The organism is Parviterribacter multiflagellatus (assembly GCF_056863265.1).
On record NZ_JBXPIZ010000009.1, the window covers coordinates 220,223 to 237,203 of the forward strand.

Sequence of the window (16,981 nt, forward strand, 5' to 3'; positions counted from 1 at the left end):
GGGATCAGCCCTCCCAGACCTTCCACGGCGCGCGGCCCTGCTCCCACAGGTCGTTGAGCAGCACCGCGTCCTTGTAGGTGTCCATGCAGTCCCAGAAGCCGGTGTGGCGGAACGCGCGCAGCTGGCGGTCCTCGGCCAGGCCCTCCAGCGGCTCGCGCTCCAGCGTGGAGCTGTCGGTCAGGTAGTCGAGCGCGCCCGGCTCGAACGCGAAGAACCCGCCGTTGATCCAGTGGTCCGAGCGCGGCTTCTCCTCGAACCCGACGATCTCGTCGCTGCCGTTGATGTTCGCGACGCCGAACTGCAGGTGCGGCCGCACGACGGTCATCGAGGCGAGCCGGCCGTGCCGCTCGTGGAACGCCCGCAGCCGCGTGAGATCGATGTCCGCGACCCCGTCGGCGTAGGTCGCGAGGAACGTGCCGTCGCCGGCGACCCGTTCCCCCACGCGGTGGATGCGGCCGCCGGTCGGGGTGTCGAGCCCGGTCTCCACGCACTCGACCGTGACGCCGTCCGGCCACGCGGTGTTGGATGCGAACCGCTCGATCAGGTCCGCCTTGAACCCGGTCGCCAGCACGAACCGCCGCAGCCCCTGCGAGGCGTAGATCTGGATCACGTGCCAGAGGATCGGCTTGCCGCCGACCTCGACGAGGGGCTTGGGGAGGTCGGGAACGTCGGCCTGCAGGCGGGTGCCGCGGCCCCCGCACAGGATCACCACCGGTGGCGTCATCGGCCGGGGAGTATGGCGTCCCGACTAGAGTCACCGCCCGTGCAGACGCTCGATCCCTCGATCTTCAAGGCCTACGACGTCCGCGGCGTCTACGGCGACCAGATCGACGACGAGGTCGCCTTCGACATCGGGCGCGCGTTCGTCCGCGTGCTGGCCGACCTCAGCCACAAGCCCGCGACCAGCCTCAACGTCGGCCTCGGTCGCGACATGCGCCTCACCGCGCCGGAGCTCGCCGCGATGTACCGCGAGGGGATGGTCGCCGAGGGCGCCCACGTGCTGGACGCCGGGCAGGTCGGCACCGAGATGCTCTACTTCCTGGTGGGTTCGCGCGGGCTCGACGGCGGGCTGATGTGCACGGCGTCGCACAACCCGAAGCAGTACACCGGGGCCAAGCTCGTCCGCAAGGGCGCGATCGCGCTCAGCGGCGACAGCGGCATCCAGGACATCCGCAGGCTCCTCGAGGCCGGGCTGCCCGAGGCCGACAAGGGCGTGCGGGGCACCGTGGAGGAGGTCGACCTCTACGACGAGTTCCACGCCGCGGCGATGAAGTTCATCGACCCGGCGAACGTCAAGCCGCTCAAGGTCGTCGTCGACGGCGGCAACGGCATGGCGGGGCCGATGGTCGGGCCGCTGCTCACGCAGCTCGGCCTCGACCTCGTCGAGACGTACTGGACGCCCGACGGCAACTTCCCCGACCACGAGCCCAACCCGCTCCTCCCCGAGAACCGCGAGTTCATCATCGCCAAGGTCCGCGAGACCGGCGCGGACCTCGGCATCGCGTGGGACGGCGACGCGGACCGGTGCTTCTTCATCGACGACACCGGCGAGTTCGTCGACGGCGACTTCCTCACCGCGATCCTCGCCGAGCACCTCCTCGCCAAGGAGGAGAAGCCCGGCGCGTCGATCCTCTACGACGTCCGCGCCTCGCGCGCGGTGAACGACACCGTGGAGCGCGCGGGCGGCAAGGCGTTCGTCAACCGCGTCGGACACGCGTTCTTCAAGACGCGCATGCGCGACGAGGGCGCGATCTTCGGCGGCGAGGTCAGCGGCCACTACTACTTCCACGGCTTCTACAACGCGGACGCGGGCACGATCCCGGCGCTGCTCGTGCTGGAGAAGCTGTCGGTCGAGGGGCGCAAGCTCAGCGAGCTGGTCGGCGACTACCGCGCCAAGTACTTCATCAGCGGTGAGATCAACTCGACGGTCGACGACTCCGACGCGAAGCTCGCCGCGATCGAGGCGAAGTACGGCGACGGGAAGATCACCAAGCTCGACGGCATCAGCGTCGACTACGACGACTGGCACTTCAACGTGCGCGCGTCGAACACCGAGCCCCTCCTGCGGCTGAACCTCGAGTCGCTCGTCTCGCGCGAGGACATGGAGGCCAAGCGCGACGAGGTGCTCGCCCTCATCCGCTCGTGATCCACACGCTGTCGCTGCCGACGCCCTTCCAGGTGGGGCGGGTCAACACGTACCTCATCGAGGACGACCCGCTCACCCTGGTCGACACCGGGCCGAACAGCGGCAAGGCGTTCGACGAGCTCGAGCAGGCGCTGGCGGCGCTCGGGCACCGGGTCGAGGAGCTCGGCCTGATCGTCCTCACGCACCAGCACATCGACCACATCGGGCTCGCTGCGGTGCTCGCGCGCCGCAGCGGCGCGGAGGTCGCGGCGCTCGACGCGCTCGCGCCGTGGCTGGGCGAGTACGCGAAGCGGATGGAGGCCGACGACCGGTTCGCGGAGGAGCTGATGGTGCGCCACGGCGTGCCGTCGGACGTGACGTACGCGCTGCGCGCGGTGTCGAGCGCGTTCCGCGGGTGGGGCTCGTCGGTCGCGGTGACGCGCCCGCTGGCGCCCGGGTCGGAGCTGCGGCTCCGTGACCGGACGCTGCGCGTCCTCCACCGCCCCGGCCACTCGCCCTCCGACACGGTCCTCCACGACGCCGAGCGCCGCGAGCTCATCGGCGGCGACCACCTCATCGGCCACATCTCGTCCAACCCGCTGATCACCAGGCCGCTGGACGGCGGGAGCGAGCGCCCGCGCGCGCTGATGACGTACCTCGAGTCACTGCAGGCCACCCGCGCGATGGACGACGTCGACGTCGTCTACGCCGGCCACGGCGACCCGGTGACGAACCACGTCGAGCTGATCGACCAGCGCTTCCGCGGCCACGAGCGGCGCGCGGCGAAGATCCTGACGCTGCTGCAGGAGGGCGCGCCGCTCTCGGCCCACGACATCGCCCACGCGCTGTGGGGCAACGTCGCGCTGACGCAGGCGTACCTGACGCTCTCGGAGGTCCTCGGCCACCTCGACCTGCTCGCCGATCGCGGGCAGGTGGCGGAGGAGGACGACGGGTCAGTGCTGCGCTACCGCGCGGTCTGAGCCGGGCGGTCGTCCACAGGTCGCACATCCGGCCAGCCCTCAAGCGGGCCGATGCGGCCCCGGTTGAGGCCGTCCGTGCGCATGAGTACGGTCCGCCGCTCCATGCCGCGCCGCTCCCTCCTCCTCGCCGCCGCGCTCGCCGGCGCAGCCGTAGCCCTTCCCCCCGCCGCCGCGCAAGCCGCGACCGTCTGCGTCGCGCCGAGCGGCTGCCAGTTCACCGGCCTCGCCGACGCACTCGACGCCGCCAACAGCGACCCGGCAGCCGACCGGATCGAGCTGCGCGCCGGGGCCTTCGACCTCGACGGCTCGGTGCTGGCCGACGGCGACGCCGGCCGGCTCGAGGTCGTCGGCGCGGGCCGCGGCCAGACGGTCGTCCGGATCACCGACACCCACGCGCCCATCTACGCCGGCGGCGACGTGCTCCTGTCGGACCTGCGCATCGAGTACACGGGCTCGACCGGTGGTGTCGCGTTGTCGGGCGCGACCCTCGCCAGCGTCGACGTCGTGGCCGACGGATCCACCGGCGGGCCGCTGGTGACGCTCTCCGGCGGGGCGACCGTCCGGGACGTCGGTATCGCCATGCCCGTGACGCCGGGCCCGCTCGACCCGGCGACCGCGACGTACGGCGTCGAGGTCCAGGACGACGGCGACGCGGTGCTCGAGCGGCTGAGCATCGCCGCGGACTTCGGCATCGCGGTAGGCGATGCCGGGACGGGCGTCACGCGCGTGCGCAACGCGCGGCTCGCAACCGGCGTCACGGGCCTCGGCGCCGGACCCGACACGACCACCGACGTGGACGGGCTCCTCGTGACGCCGCCGGCCGGAACGCCAGGGGTCGGCATCGCGGTCAACGCCAACGGCGGGGCCGCCGACGTGAGCCTCCGGCACGCGACGCTCCAGCTTCCCCCGGTGGGGATCGCCGGGATCGCGATCGGTGGCCTGGGCGGCCCGGCGGGCGTCGGCACGGTGCGGGCGCGCGACGTCGTCGTGCGCGGCGGGCAGGCCCCGGTGCGCATGGTCGCCAACGGCGGTGCGGCGAACCTCGACGTCGCGTACTCGGCGCTCGACGTGGACGCCATCACCAAGAACGGCACCGACCCGGAGAACGCGGTGGTGGTCCGCGGCGACGGGATCATCACCCCGTTCGACCTCGGGTTGCCGGAGAGTGGCGATCCGGTGCCGGGCCGCGGCTCTCGGCTCATCGACGCGGGCGAGCCCCGTCTCGTCGCGGATCCGCTGGCGGCCACGGTCGACCTGCTCGGCACCGCGCGGGTGCTCGACGGGAACGCGGACGGGGTCGCGCGGAGCGACATCGGGGCGTTCGAGCACGTCCCGCCGGCGCCGCAGCCCGGGCCGCCGCCGACCGATCCGGGCGCGGGCGCCGGCGGCGGCGGTGGTGGCGGGACCCCGCCGACGACGGTGCCGCGCGTCGACCCCGGTGGATCCACGCCGCGGGGCGTCGCACGACCGCGCCTGGCGCTGCCCAAGGGCGGCCTGCGCCTCGACGCGCGCGGGCGGGCGCGGGTGAAGCTCGTCTGCCCGGCCGGCGGTGGGCAGTGCACCGGCACGCTGACGCTCCGCTCCGCGAAGAAGATCGCGGTCGGCGGCCGGCGCGCGGTCGCCACGCTCGGCTCCGCGCGGTACACGATCGCCGCGGGTGGCTCGCGCACGGTCACCGTGTCGCTCAAGCCGGCGCTGCGCACGTACGTCAGGCGCAAGGGCAAGCTCGCCACGGTCGCGCAGGTCGCGCCGTCCGGTGGAAGCGCGAGCACGGTCGGGTTCACGCTGCGGAAGGCCGCACGGCGGGGCTGAGCGGCCGGGGCGATCGTGCGGGCTTGACGGCACGCGTAGGGTTCCTCGCGTGCTCTGGGCCCTCATCTTCACGGTCGTCCTGCTGCTGATCTTCCTGCTGCTCGCGCTGCGCAACCCGCGCGACAACAACTACGAGGACTTCTGGGAGACCAAGCGGCGCGACGAGTTCCGGGACGGGTTCTGACGGCATGCGCATCAACGCCGGGGATCTGCAGGGCTTCATGGCGGACGTGCCGCCGCCCCCTCCGCCCGTCGAGCCGCTGCTGGCGCCGGAGGACGAGGCGCGGGTGATCGCGGACAGGCGGCGGGAGGACCCCGAGGCGCACGCGCGGCGGGAGCGGGTGCGCGCGCTCATCCGCCGGCCGGCGCCGCCCGAGGGCGCCGACGCGGAGCTGATCGTGCTGCTCGCGGCGGCGAAGGCGCTGCCGCTGGCGGGCGACAAGGACCACCTGCGCGCGCGGACCCGGCTCGCGGAGATCGCGCGGCTGAAGGAGCCGCCGCCGGCGGTGGTCGACGTGCGCGAGCGGCTCAAGGTGGCGCCGGGCGACGGCCAGGCGTTCGCCGACGCGCTCCTGCCGCAGGGCCGGGGCGAGAGCTCGTTCTACGAGAGCGGCATCGGGATCTACGGGGGCGGCGGCGGTCACTGACCGCGGGCGGTGAGCGCGGCCGCGACGACCGCGTCCTGCCACGCCATCCCGACCGATTTAAACAGGCGCGGGCGCCGCGGGTCGACCTGCGTCGCGCCACGCACGACGTCCGCGAGGGGCGTCAGGTCATCGGGGCCGAGGCCCGCGAGGATCACGTCGCCCGCCTCGCGCAGCGCGGCCTCCCGCGACTCGACCACGACCGTCGCACGCCGCGCGAGCCCGGTGTCCACCTCCCGGGCGTCCGGCTCGTGGGAGCCGATGGCGATGACCGTGGCGTGGTCTGCGACGAGACTGCCGTCGAACAGCGGAGCACGAGCCGTGGTGCAGCAGCACACGACGTCGGCGGCGCGCACGAGCGCGGCGGCGCGCTCGGGGTCGGCGTCGCGGCCGAGGAGCGTCACGTCGGCGAGCGACGGGCGGACCGCGCGGAGGGCGTCGGCGTGCGCGTGCGCCTGCGGGCCGCGGCCGAAGATCACCGCGCGGACGGGCTCGGGGACGGCGAGGTGGCGGACCGCGAGCGCGCTCACCGCGGCGGTCCGCAGGTTCGTCAGCGCGATCGCGTCGATCAGCGCGGCGGGCGCGAGCGTCTCGCGGTCGAAGACCACGCACACGCCCTGGATGCGCGGCTCCCCACCGACCGTCACGAGCTTGACCGTCGCGCTGCCCGCCGCCGCGGACGGCATCACGAGCAGCCCGCCGCCCGGGATCGCCACGTTGGCCCGCGGCGGGTCGGCGTCCACGTCGAGACCGCCGCGCAGCGCGGCCTCCAGCGCGTCGACCGCCGCGAGCGGGGTGAGGCGAGCGGCGACGTCCGCGGCGCTCAGGTAGGGCAGGGACGTCACCGCAGCACGAACCCCATGATCACTGATAGCTGCGCGCCGCGTCAGCGCCCGCCCGAGGCGCTCGGCGGCAGGCACGTGCGGTACGACCGCGTCTCGCGCACGACCTTCCCGCCCTTCGTGCGGGCCACGATGCGCACCTGCACGGTCGCGCGCGGCCGGCCGCGGAGGTCGATCGCCGCGATGAGCCGTCCGCCGATCCGCGTCAGGCGCGCCGCGCGCCCGTCGACCGTGACGCGGGCGGTGCGGATGCGGCGCGAGAGCTCCAGCCGGAGGGTGAAGTTGCGGCGCGAGCGGCAGGCCGCGGGCGGGGCCGGCGGCGTGGCGCGCGTGACCACCGGCGCGGGCGCAGGCGCAGGCGCCGGCGCAGGCGTCTCCGGCCGCGGCTGGGGCTCCGGGTCCGGGTCCGGCTCCACCGGAGCGAGCCCGCTGCCGGACAGGTCGACCGGCGCCGTCAGGCCCGCGAGCGTCGCGGCGAGCGCGCCGGCCGCCGCGGGCGCGAACCGCACGCCCAGCGCGCACGACCCGCCCGGGGCGACCGAGCTCGCGCACGCCGCCGCGTCGAGGACGAAGCTCGCCGCGCCGCCGCCGGTGACCGTCACCGCGGGCACGGCCGCCAGCTCCCCGTCGTTCGTGAGCGTCAGCGTCTTGGCGGCGCTCGTCGTCCCCTGGAGCAGCGGGTCGAACGCCAGCGCGCCGGGCGCGGCGCTGAAGGCCGCCGGCCGTGCCTCCACGGCGCCCGCGTCGCACGCGGCGCCCTGTGGCCGTGCGACGCCGCGCTGGTCGGAGCCGCCGCAGGACGCGCTCGTGCGGTCGACGGCGGGGCTGCCGGCCAGCGGCATCACGGTGGGCGCCGGGCCGCCGTGGTCGCCCAGCGGCCCGAGCTGCGGATCGGCCGCCACGACGTCGCCCGCCGCCGGCGTCAGCGGGCACGTGGGCGCGGACGCGCTCTGGTTGACGACGTTGCCCCCGGCCGAGGTCAGCTGCACGGTCGCGCAGTCGGCGGCCGGGTCGCCCTGGGCGTTGCCGGCGAGGATCGAGCGCCCGAGCGTCACGGTGGCGGCCGCCATCCCGCCCAGGCCGCCGCCCAGCGCGGCCTGGACGCCCTCGCTCGTGTTGGCCGTGATCGTGCTGGCGGTCACCGTCGCCGCGCTGCTCACCCACAGCCCGCCGCCGCTCCCGACCGTCGAAGGCAGCGTGCCGCGCGCGACGTTGCCGTGCACGGTGCTCGCGCGCAGGTCGAGCGCGCCGGCGCCGACGTAGAGCCCGCCGCCCTGCGCGTTGCCGGGCGTGGCGGTCGTCAGCGCCCGGTTGGCGGCGAACGTCGACCCCGCGACCGACGTCGTGCCCTGCGCGTACACGCCGCCGCCGGTCGCGGCTCCGCCCTCGGCGTCGTTCCCGGCGACGTGCGAGTCGCCCATCGCGAACGTCCCCGCACCGGCCGGGATCCAGGCGATCCCGCCGCCGCGGCCGTTCAGCGTCCCGACCGCCTCGTTGTCGCGCACGACGGTCTCGCTCACCGACAGCGTCGCGCCCGTCGCGCTCACCGCGCCCCCGACCGCCTCGCTGAAGATGCCCGACTCCGCGCGGTTCTCCACGAACTGGGAGCGGACCACGGCCAGCGAGGCGCCCGCGCTCCGCACCGCGCCGCCGGCCGCCGCAGCGTTCGCGGCCGGGTTGGCCGCCGCTCCGTTGTCCACGAACTGCGAGTCGGTGACGGTCGCCGTGGCGCCGGCGCCGACGTACAGCGCGCCGCCCATCGCGTCACCGGCGGCGGCCGCGACGGAGTTGCGCAGGAACCGCGAGCCGGTGACGGTGAGCGTGCCGCCGAGCGCGGCGACGGCGCCGCCCTCGGCCCCGGACGCCGTGCCCGCCGTCCCGCTGTCGGCGACGGTCACGTCGCTCAGCGTCAGCGCGCTCGACGTGAGGATCGCGCCGCCCTGCGCGGTGGGAGCCGTGTGCATGCCCCGCACGACGTCGACGCCCTCCACGACCAGCACCGCGCTGACGTTCAGCACGCGGAACGCGCTCATCGCGTCGATCACCGGTCGCGGCCCGCTGGCAGACGCGGCGCGGATCGTCAGCTGCTCGGTGACGGCGAGCGTCCCGTGCATGAGCGCGTGGGTGCCGCCGGCGAGCTCCAGGACGTCCGCGCCAGGGCTCGCGTTCGCGGCCTCCACCGCCCCGCGCAGCGTGCACCCGGTCACGCCCGCGCAGGGGTTGCCGGCGGGCGTGTCGGCGAGGTTGTCGACGGTGTACGTGGCGGCACCCGCGAGCGAGGGCGCGCAGACGAGCGTGAGCGCCGCGAGCGTCGCGGCGAGGACGGTTCTCCGGAGCACGGCGCGCGAGGCTACACGGGCCACCGGCGTCCCGGAACCCCTCCGGACGGATGTGCCGACGGCGCGTCACCGTGTCGCGCACGGGATCCGTCCGGCGCTACGCCGACGCGAGGCCGTCGAGGCGATCGGCGATCACGATCGCCGCCCGCTCCTGCGCGGCGTACGCGTCGCGCAGCTCGTCGACGACGTCGGGGCCAAGCGCGCGTGCGGGCAGCGGATGGTCGACCAGCAGCGCGCGGACCTCGGCGCCCAGCGCCTCCCCACCGACCGCGTCCGCGAGCGCGCCGAGCGCCTCGGCCCGCACGCGCGCGCCCTCCACGAACGCGCCGATGACGGTCTCGCGCGAGAGCGGCTCGCGGCCGAAGACCCGCGCGTGCATCACCGCGGGGTTGACCGCGTGCGGCCGGATCAGCGCGTGGCGCTCCTCCGCGCTCAGCCCGGCGGCGACCGCGAGGTGGTCGATCGCCTCTGTCACCCCTGCGCGTCGACCGGCACCGACGCCGCGAGCGCCGGAGGCAGCTGCGCGAGCACGCTGGCGTGCGCCGCGGCGGCCTGGGCGAGCAGCGCTTCGACGTGGGCGCGGTGGGAGACGGGCACGGCAGATCACCCTACGCCGGGCCGGGCCGCGCAACGTTCGGCGCGGGGCGCCGTTGCCGGACCATGAGCCTCCTCGGAGCCTCGCTGCTCGCAGCGCTGGTCGTCACCGGCGCGCCTGCCGCCCCGCCGACCGCGATCCCGCCTACGTGGTCGACCGCCCAGACCCTCACCCCGGCGGTCACGCCCGCTCCCGGCGCCTCCGCGCCGTTCACCGAGTTCGCGCCCGTCGTTGGCGTCGACGGCCGTGGGAACGCGCTCGCGGTGTGGACGGTCGTCCAGACGCGCGGGCCCGAGGCGCTCACCGAGGTGCACGCCGCGGCGGCGCCCGCGGGCCGGCCGTTCGGCCCGCCGCGCCTCGTCGGAACCGGCCTGGACGCGCCGGACCTCGTGGTCCTCTCCGACGGCCGGGCTGCTGGCCGTCCGCCCCGACGGCGACGACCCGGGCACGGTCGTGCTGGCAGGTCACGTCGACGGGACGTTCGGCCCGCCCCGGCCGTTCACCGCTTCAGGCGAGATGGTCACCGGCCTCTTCCCCACCCACCAGGGCGTCCTCGCGATGACGAGCCGTGGGCCGGACGCGGAGACGATGGTGCGTGAGGTCGCGCCCGACGGGACGCCGGGCGCGCCGCGTGACGTGGGCCTCGGCGGCTTCGGGCAGGCGGGCGTCGCGTACGTCGGCGGGGCACCGGGCGGCGTGGCCCGCGGCGCCGACGGCACGCTCGCGTTCCCGCTCGGCCGGGACGTCGTGGTCCGCCGGCCCGACGGGCGGTGGGACCGGCTGCGCACGCCGTTCCCGCGCCGCCAGTCCGGGACGAACGTCGCGGTCGCGCCCGACGGGCGGATCAGCGCCGTCGCGATCGTCGACGCCGAACACGGCGAGGCGACGGCCTACGGCGCCGTCGCGGTGTCCGAATGGCGGCCCGGGACGAAGCGGTTCGGGCCGGTGCGCCGCCCGCGGGTCGCGCGGCGCCCGGATACGCTCGAAGGCGGCCCGCGCCGGCCGTGGGCCTTCGATCCGTCCGTGGCGTACGACGCGCGCGGGCGGCGCGTGGTCGCGTGGGTCGAGGACACGCACCCTGACCCCGGCGCCGAGGCCGAGACAGCGGCGGGTGACGCGCTCGTGCTCACGGGCGATCGGCGGACGGTCGTCGCGCGCGGCGCCGGCGCGATCCTGCTGGCCGGGCGGCCGGACGGCGTGCTCGTGGTGGCCGCCACCCGCAGCGGCTGGAGGACGGCGCTGATCGCGGGGCCGCGGCCGCGCGTGCTCCCCGGCCCCGACACGGGCGACCAGGCAGGACCGCCGGTGCTCGCGACCGGCGGCGGGCGCACCGCGCTCGCGTGGCAGGGCGGTGCGGCGAACGTCGTGGCGGCGACCCTGGGCAGCTGACGCGTCCGGGGCCATCATGTCCGCATGGGGGTCTCGCCGGGGATCGGCGGCGACGAGCGGGCGCTGGACTACGAGGGCGTGCTGAGCGCGCTGGTGGGGATGCTCGGGCACGACGTGCTCGTCGCCGCGGGAACCGCCGACGGGCGGAGCCGGGCGCTGCAGGCGGTGGGCCGGCTGCAGGGCGCGATCGCGGGCCAGGCGGAGATCACGCGCCGCCGCGCGGACGGCGACGACACGTTCATCTGCTCGCTCGACACGGGCGCGACGATCACGATCGCCGAGCGGCGGTTCACGCGGGCGACGCTGCGGGGCGCGGTCCTGACGATCGTGCTCGGGCCGCTGCGGCTGACGATCGAGGACCTGACGGTGGCCTGACGCGCTACGTGCCGCAGAACGTCCGGTACGCGCCGAGCGAGGCGGGCGCGGGCTCGGCGTACGCCTCCAGGCCGTCGCGCTCCTCGTACGGGCGCGTCACCACGTCCACCAGTCGCCGGTACGGGCCGAGGTCGCCGTCGGTCGCGGCCGCGAGCGCCTCCTCGACCTTGTGGTTGCGCGGGACGTACACCGGGTTGACGGCGTCCATCGCGTCCGCGTCGGGGCCGAACGCGAGCCACCGCGCGGCCCACGCGTCGAACGCCTCGGGCTCCTGCGCGAAGAGGACGCGCACCGCCGACGTGTCGTCGCCCCGCGCGACGGCGGAGAGGTTGCGGAAGAACGACGTGTAGTCGACCCGATGGGCGGCCAGCAGCGTGAAGAGGTCGTCGACGAGCTCGTCCTCGTAGCGGTCGCCGAGCCCGAGCTTCAGCGCCATCCCGCCGCTCCACGCCGCGTGGAAGCGCTGGGGGAACGAGCGCAGGACCGCGTTGGCCGCCTCGATGCCCGCCTCGCGCGTCGGCCCGAGCAGGCCGAGCAGCGACTCCGCGAACCGGGAGAGGTTCCACTGCGCGATCTTCGGCTGGTTGCCGTACGCGTAGCGGCCGAACTGGTCGATCGAGCTGAACACCGTCTCGGGGTGGAACGCGTCCATGAACGCGCACGGGCCGTAGTCGATCGTCTCGCCCGAGATCGCCATGTTGTCGGTGTTCATCACGCCATGGATGAACCCGACCAGCATCCACTGGGCGACCAGCCGCGCCTGCTGGTCGACCACCCGCTCGAGCAGCGCCAGGTACGGCTCGTCGGCGTCGGCGGCCTCCGGATGGTGGCGCGCGATCGCGTAGTCCGCGAGCCGCTTCACGTGCTCGGGCCCGAGCGCGGTCGCCGCGTACTCGAACGTCCCGACGCGCAGGTGCGACGCGGCCACGCGGGCGAGGATCGCGCCGGGCAGCGGACCGGCCTCGCGCACGACCGCCTCCCCCGTCGCCACGACCGCGAGCGCGCGCGTGGTCGGGATGCCGAGCGCGTGCATCGCCTCGCCGATCACGTGCTCGCGCAGCATCGGCCCGACGACCGCGTTCCCGTCGCCACCGCGCGAGTACGTCGTGCGCCCGGAGCCCTTGAGGTGCACGTCGCGCCGCCGGCCCTCGACGTCGAGCACCTCCCCGAGCAGCAGCGCGCGCCCGTCCCCCAGCCGCGGCGAGAACCCGCCGAACTGGTGCCCCGCGTACGCCTGCGCGACCGTCCCCTCCACGCCCACGCCGGTCAGCAGCGCGACCCCCTCGGGCGTCGCGAGCGCCTCGGGGTCCGCGCCGAGCTCCCGCGCGAGGTCCTCGTTGAGCACGAGCAGCTGCGGCGCGGCGCGCTCCACGGCCTGCCACGGCGTGTACAGCCCGGCGAGGTCGCGGACGTAGGTCTGGTCGGGCGCGAAGGCGAGGAGCGGGCGGGTGGAGACGCTCATCCTCCCAGTGTGCCCACCCGCCCGGGCGCGGACGCTCAGGAGCTCTCGAAGGCCGCGCAGGCGCGCATCGACGCCCCGCGGGCGAGGTCGCCCGCGGGCACCATCACGTTCAGCCGGCCGGCATCCGCGACCTCGAAGCCCAGCGCCATGTCGTAGTCCAGCTGGAGCAGGTGCCGCCAGTCGAGGAGCCGCGTCCCCGCACCGATCCGGCGCTCGGCGCACGTCGCACGCGGCTCGGCCTGCGACCAGCTCGCATGGCCGAGGAGCTTGTGGTGCGGGCCCCACTGCCCCGCCGCGCGGTCGAGGGTCACCGGCTCGTACCGCTCGACGAGCTTCCTGAGCCGCTCGTCCTCGGCGCTCGTCAGCCGCACCGTGCCGCGGGCGGTCACGAGGTCCCCGTACGGCGCCGTCAGGAGGCTGGTCTCGGTGCGGGTGACGAACGTCGCCGGCCGCAGGCGGACCCGCTTGCGGGAGACCGCGCGGCGAGCGAGCGGGACGCCGTCGGCGGTGTGCAGGACGCGCGCGCACGGCCCGGCGTAGAGCCCGTAGTCGGTGACGCCCGGCTCGGTCTCGACGTGGGCGAAGATCGACAGCAGGCCGGTGGCCGGCAGCTCGCTCGGTGGGAGATCCGCCAGCCGCACCTGCGCGACGAAGGTCATGAGCTTGCCGTCGCAGCGCGGCCAGCGCCGCCCGGACGGCAGGTCCGGCGCCCCGCCCAGGCGCGTCGTGCCCAGCGCCGCGGGCTCCGTGCGCAGGACCTGCCGATCGAGGCGCAGCGCGGGCAGCGCGCTCTCCTCCAGGACGCCGGCGATCCGCCCGAGCCCGGCCGCGCGGGCGTCCGCGGCGACGCCGGGGACGGCCGCGCTCGCGGGTCCTGCAGCGGCGAGGAGCGCGGTGAGCGCGATGAGCAGGGCGACGGCGCGAGCGGTCATGGAGGCGGCGACGATAGCCGCGCCCGCGGATTGAGCGGGAAGCGACGGTGGTAGAAGTCGTCCCCGCATGAACTTCCGCTCGATCTACCAGCACGGGTTCGCCCGCGTGGCCGCGTGCACGGGGCACGCCGCGATCGCCGACCCGCCGAAGAACGCCGAGGCGACCCTGCGGCAGGCGCGGGAGTGCGCGGACGAGGGCGTCGCCGTCGCCGTCTTCCCTGAGCTCGGGCTGACCGGGTACTCGATCGAGGACCTGCTCCTCCAGGACCCGGTGCTCGACGAGGTCGAGGCCGCCGTCGAGACCATCCGCGCCGGCTCCGCCGACCTCCTCCCCCTGCTCGTCGTCGGCGCGCCGCTGCGGCACCGCAACCGCATCTACAACTGCGCCGTCGTCATCCACCGCGGGCAGATCCTCGGCGTGGTGCCCAAGTCGTACCCGCCGAACTACCGCGAGTTCTACGAGCGGCGGCAGCTCGCGCCCGGCGACGACGAGCGGGACGGGACGATCACCCTCAACGGCGCGCAGCACCCGCTCGGCACGAACCTCCTGTTCGAGGCCGCCGACGTCCCGGGGCTCGTCGTCCACGCGGAGATCTGCGAGGACATGTGGATCCCGATCCCGCCCAGCGCCGAGGCCGCGCTGGCGGGCGCGACCGTGCTCCTCAACCTCTCCGGCAGCCCGATCACGGTCGGCCGCGCGGAGGACCGCAAGCTCATGTGCCAGTCCGCGTCGTCGCGCTGCCTGGCCGCCTACGTCTACTCCGCCGCCGGCCAGGGCGAGTCCACGACCGACCTGTCGTGGGACGGCCAGACGATGATCTACGAGAACGGGAACCTGCTGGCCTGCACGGACCGGTTCCCGCTCGGGGACCGCCGCAGCGTCGCGGACGTCGACCTCGACCTCCTGCGCCAGGAGCGGCTGCGGATGGGGACGTTCGACGACAACCGCCGCACGCACGCGGAGCGGACCGCCGGCTACCGTACGATCCCCTTCACGCTCGACCCGCCGCGCGAGACCGACCTCGGCCTCAAGCGGCCGCTGGAGCGCTACCCGTTCGTCCCGTCTGACGCCGCCCGGCTCGAGCAGGACTGCTACGAGGCGTACAACATCCAGGTCTCGGGCCTGCAGACGCGGCTCAACGCGATCGGCTCCCCGAAGGTCGTCATCGGCGTCAGCGGCGGGCTCGACTCCACCCACGCGCTGATCGTCGCCGCGCGGGCGATGGACCGCGCGGGCCGGCCGCGCAGCGACATCCTCGGCTTCACGCTCCCAGGCTTCGCGACCAGCGCCGGCACGAAGACGAACGCGCACCGGCTGATGAGCGCGCTCGGCATCACCGCGGCGGAGATCGACATCACCGAGACGGCCGAGCTGATGCTCCGCAACATGGAGCACCCGTACTCCCGGGGCGAGAAGGTCTACGACGTCACGTTCGAGAACGTCCAGGCCGGCCTGCGGACCGACTACCTGTTCCGCATCGCCAACCAGCGCGGCGGCATCGTGCTCGGCACCGGCGACCTGTCGGAGCTGGCGCTCGGCTGGGCGACGTACGGCGTCGGCGACCAGATGTCGCACTACAACGTCAACGCCGGCGTCCCGAAGACGCTCATCCAGCACCTCATCCGCTGGGTCGCGGACACCGGCGAGTTCGAGCGGGAGGTGAGCGAGACGCTGCGCGCGATCCTCGACACGGAGATCTCGCCCGAGCTCGTCCCAGGCGAGGAGCTGCAGTCGACCGAGTCCAAGGTCGGCCCGTACGCGCTGCAGGACTTCACCCTCTTCCACGTGCTGCGCTACGGGCTGCGGCCGTCGAAGATCGCGTTCCTGGCCTGGCACGCGTGGCGCGACGTCGCGGCCGGCGCGTGGCCGCCCGGCTTCCCCGAGGAGAAGCGTGGCGAGTACGGGTTGGAGGAGATCCACAAGTGGCTCGTGGTCTTCCTCAAGCGCTTCTTCGGCTTCGCGCAGTTCAAGCGCTCGGCGCTGCCGAACGGCCCGAAGGTCTCGCACGGCGGCTCGCTCTCTCCCCGCGGCGACTGGCGCGCGCCGTCGGACTCGCACGCGGACGTGTGGCTGCGCGACCTCGAGCGCTGGCCGCCCGAGACCTGGCAGGGCTAGGGCGGCTCAGAAGACGCGCTGGCGGCCGATGCGCAGCGCGAACCCGTGGCCGCGCTGGTTCGTGCAGCGCACGCCGGACTCGCGGACCGTGCAGGTGAACCCGCTGCGCCGCCACGTGCGGCCGTAGCGGACGACCGGCAGCGACTCCCCGCCGACCGTGTCGCTGGCGCAGACGCGCCGGCCCCTGCTGCCGTTCGCGTGGATCTCGAACGCGTGCCCGTAGGCGCCCTGGCAGCTGCGCGGGCGCTTGGGCGCGCGGGTGCCGAGCTTGACGATGTCGCACCGCAGCGTGTCGCGGCCGCCGAGGCAGGCGATGTTGCCCGACGGCGTCTGCCAGTTGGCGGGGCCGGCCTGGGCGGCGGCGGGCGCGGCGGTGGCGCCGGGCACGGCGCTGACGAGCAAGGCGGCGAGCGCGGCGAGCGCCGCGGCGGCGAGGTTCCGGGCCATGGCGCGGCGGAGCCTACCTCCGCCACGCCAGGCGCGCTAGGTCCGTTGCGCGGCGGCCTTGACCGCCTGCACGATGTAGATCACCGACAGGACGAAGAACGTGCCGCCGATCAGCGCGCGGACCTGCTCCTCGCTGAGCGGCGAGCGCTTGGCGACCGGCTCGGCCACGCCGTCCGCCACCTTCTCCCGCCAGCCCTGCAGCCCCGCCTGCCCCACCTGCGTCGCCGTCGCCATCTCGGTCCCCACCTCCGCGGTCGTTGTGCACCGGTCGGCTTCCCCGGCCGCCGCGCGGATGACACGCCGATGCGATGAGTCCCAGCATGCGCGAGAGTCTCACCCCACATGGCCAAGCTGATCGCATCGATGAGCGTCTCCCTCGACGGGTTCATCAACGACCGCCACGGCTCGCTCGACTGGGGCGCGCCCGACGAGGAGCTGCACCGCTTCCACAACGAACGGGTGCGCCGCCAGGGGGCGCAGATCATGGGGCGCCGCCTGCACGAGACGATGCTCTACTGGGAGACCGCGCACGAGGACCCGGACGCGAACGAGGTGACGCTCGAGTTCGCCGGGATCTGGAACGCGCTGCCGAAGGTCGTGTTCTCCCGGACGCTCGACGACGTCACCGGCACGAACATGCGGCTGGCCACGCGGGACCTCGCCGAGGAGGTCGCCGCGCTGCAGGCCGAGGTCGGAGACGGCGACATCGGGGTCGGGGGCGCGGGCCTGGCAGGCGCGTGCCTGGCGGCCGGGCTGCTCGACGAGATCGAGCTGTTCGTCAACCCGGTCGTCCTCGGAGGCGGCACGCCGTTCTTCCCGCCGCTCGACGCGCCCGTCCAGCTCGAGCTGCGCGACACCCGCACGTTCGGTGGCGGGCGGGAGATGCTGCGGTACGCGGCGGTGCGCTAGGGCCCGCGCCGGGG

18 protein-coding genes are annotated in these 16,981 nt (G+C 75.0%); 9 read left to right on the forward strand and 9 right to left on the reverse strand.

From position 1 onward, the window contains the following. Positions 1-4: 4 nt before the first annotated feature. Entirely contained in the window at positions 5-724 is a 720-nt protein-coding gene (locus AC1UE5_RS20110; RefSeq protein ID WP_482926855.1) for a sugar phosphate nucleotidyltransferase, read from the reverse strand. A gap of 39 nt (positions 725-763) precedes the next feature. Between AC1UE5_RS20110 and AC1UE5_RS20115 the strand changes: the two genes are divergently transcribed. From AC1UE5_RS20115 to AC1UE5_RS20135, 5 genes are all read left to right on the forward strand, one after another. Then, positions 764-2,146 carry a phosphomannomutase/phosphoglucomutase gene (locus tag AC1UE5_RS20115; RefSeq protein ID WP_482926857.1) on the forward strand — a complete coding sequence of 461 codons (1,383 nt, stop codon included), beginning with the start codon at positions 764-766 and terminating at the stop codon, positions 2,144-2,146. After that, positions 2,143-3,105, forward strand: a complete 963-nt coding sequence (locus tag AC1UE5_RS20120; protein WP_482926859.1) for an MBL fold metallo-hydrolase — start codon at positions 2,143-2,145, stop codon at positions 3,103-3,105. The genes AC1UE5_RS20115 and AC1UE5_RS20120 overlap by 4 nt, the downstream gene beginning before the upstream one ends. A 102-nt stretch (positions 3,106-3,207) precedes the next feature. Further along, the gene (locus AC1UE5_RS20125) at positions 3,208-4,917 is read left to right on the forward strand and encodes a hypothetical protein (RefSeq protein WP_482926861.1); all 1,710 of its coding nucleotides are present in this window, start codon (positions 3,208-3,210) and stop codon (positions 4,915-4,917) included. Between the two features lie 49 nt (positions 4,918-4,966). Further along, entirely contained in the window at positions 4,967-5,101 is a 135-nt protein-coding gene (locus AC1UE5_RS20130; RefSeq protein WP_482926863.1) for a hypothetical protein, read from the forward strand. A 4-nt stretch (positions 5,102-5,105) separates the two neighbouring features. Next, positions 5,106-5,564: a hypothetical protein gene (locus tag AC1UE5_RS20135; protein WP_482926865.1), complete on the forward strand. Its 459-nt coding sequence runs from the start codon at positions 5,106-5,108 to the stop codon at positions 5,562-5,564. Here the strand turns inward: AC1UE5_RS20135 and AC1UE5_RS20140 are convergent. From AC1UE5_RS20140 to AC1UE5_RS20155, 4 genes are all read right to left on the reverse strand, one after another. Continuing rightward, positions 5,558-6,406, reverse strand: a complete 849-nt coding sequence (locus AC1UE5_RS20140) for an ornithine cyclodeaminase family protein (RefSeq protein ID WP_482926867.1) — start codon at positions 6,404-6,406, stop codon at positions 5,558-5,560. The genes AC1UE5_RS20135 and AC1UE5_RS20140 overlap by 7 nt on opposite strands. A gap of 41 nt (positions 6,407-6,447) precedes the next feature. Then, positions 6,448-8,742 (reverse strand): choice-of-anchor Q domain-containing protein, encoded by a 2,295-nt coding sequence (locus AC1UE5_RS20145; RefSeq protein WP_482926869.1) that lies wholly within the window; start codon positions 8,740-8,742, stop codon positions 6,448-6,450. A gap of 97 nt (positions 8,743-8,839) precedes the next feature. Then, the gene (locus AC1UE5_RS20150; protein WP_482926870.1) at positions 8,840-9,217 is read right to left on the reverse strand and encodes a hypothetical protein; all 378 of its coding nucleotides are present in this window, start codon (positions 9,215-9,217) and stop codon (positions 8,840-8,842) included. Further along, positions 9,214-9,339 carry a hypothetical protein gene (locus tag AC1UE5_RS20155; RefSeq protein WP_482926872.1) on the reverse strand — a complete coding sequence of 42 codons (126 nt, stop codon included), beginning with the start codon at positions 9,337-9,339 and terminating at the stop codon, positions 9,214-9,216. The genes AC1UE5_RS20150 and AC1UE5_RS20155 overlap by 4 nt, the downstream gene beginning before the upstream one ends. A gap of 451 nt (positions 9,340-9,790) precedes the next feature. Here AC1UE5_RS20155 and AC1UE5_RS20160 point away from each other — a divergent pair, with 451 nt between their 5' ends. Both AC1UE5_RS20160 and AC1UE5_RS20165 read left to right on the forward strand, forming a co-directional pair. Beyond that, a complete protein-coding gene (locus AC1UE5_RS20160) occupies positions 9,791-10,726 on the forward strand; it encodes a hypothetical protein (RefSeq protein WP_482926874.1) in 936 nt (311 codons plus the stop codon). Positions 10,727-10,750: 24 nt separating this feature from the next. Continuing rightward, positions 10,751-11,101 (forward strand): hypothetical protein, encoded by a 351-nt coding sequence (locus AC1UE5_RS20165; RefSeq protein WP_482926876.1) that lies wholly within the window; start codon positions 10,751-10,753, stop codon positions 11,099-11,101. 4 nt (positions 11,102-11,105) lie between these two features. On the opposite strand, the gene AC1UE5_RS20170 is transcribed toward AC1UE5_RS20165, so the two are convergent. Together AC1UE5_RS20170 and AC1UE5_RS20175 are read right to left on the reverse strand one after the other, a co-directional pair. Continuing rightward, complete coding sequence (locus AC1UE5_RS20170) at positions 11,106-12,563, reverse strand: protein adenylyltransferase SelO (RefSeq protein WP_482926878.1); 1,458 nt, start codon at positions 12,561-12,563, stop codon at positions 11,106-11,108. 35 nt (positions 12,564-12,598) lie between these two features. Continuing rightward, positions 12,599-13,495 (reverse strand): DUF1963 domain-containing protein, encoded by an 897-nt coding sequence (locus AC1UE5_RS20175; RefSeq protein WP_482926880.1) that lies wholly within the window; start codon positions 13,493-13,495, stop codon positions 12,599-12,601. Between the two features lie 67 nt (positions 13,496-13,562). Between AC1UE5_RS20175 and AC1UE5_RS20180 the strand changes: the two genes are divergently transcribed. Next, positions 13,563-15,611, forward strand: a complete 2,049-nt coding sequence (locus tag AC1UE5_RS20180; RefSeq protein WP_482926882.1) for an NAD(+) synthase — start codon at positions 13,563-13,565, stop codon at positions 15,609-15,611. 6 nt (positions 15,612-15,617) lie between these two features. Here AC1UE5_RS20180 and AC1UE5_RS20185 read toward each other — a convergent pair whose 3' ends face one another. Together AC1UE5_RS20185 and AC1UE5_RS20190 are read right to left on the reverse strand one after the other, a co-directional pair. Then, positions 15,618-16,058 carry a DUF6636 domain-containing protein gene (locus AC1UE5_RS20185; protein ID WP_482926884.1) on the reverse strand — a complete coding sequence of 147 codons (441 nt, stop codon included), beginning with the start codon at positions 16,056-16,058 and terminating at the stop codon, positions 15,618-15,620. A 36-nt stretch (positions 16,059-16,094) separates the two neighbouring features. Further along, positions 16,095-16,292 carry a hypothetical protein gene (locus AC1UE5_RS20190; RefSeq protein WP_482926886.1) on the reverse strand — a complete coding sequence of 66 codons (198 nt, stop codon included), beginning with the start codon at positions 16,290-16,292 and terminating at the stop codon, positions 16,095-16,097. A gap of 108 nt (positions 16,293-16,400) precedes the next feature. On the opposite strand from AC1UE5_RS20190, the gene AC1UE5_RS20195 reads away from it, so the two are divergent. Next, a complete protein-coding gene (locus AC1UE5_RS20195) occupies positions 16,401-16,967 on the forward strand; it encodes a dihydrofolate reductase family protein (protein ID WP_482926888.1) in 567 nt (188 codons plus the stop codon). The last annotated feature ends 14 nt before the right edge of the window (positions 16,968-16,981 follow it).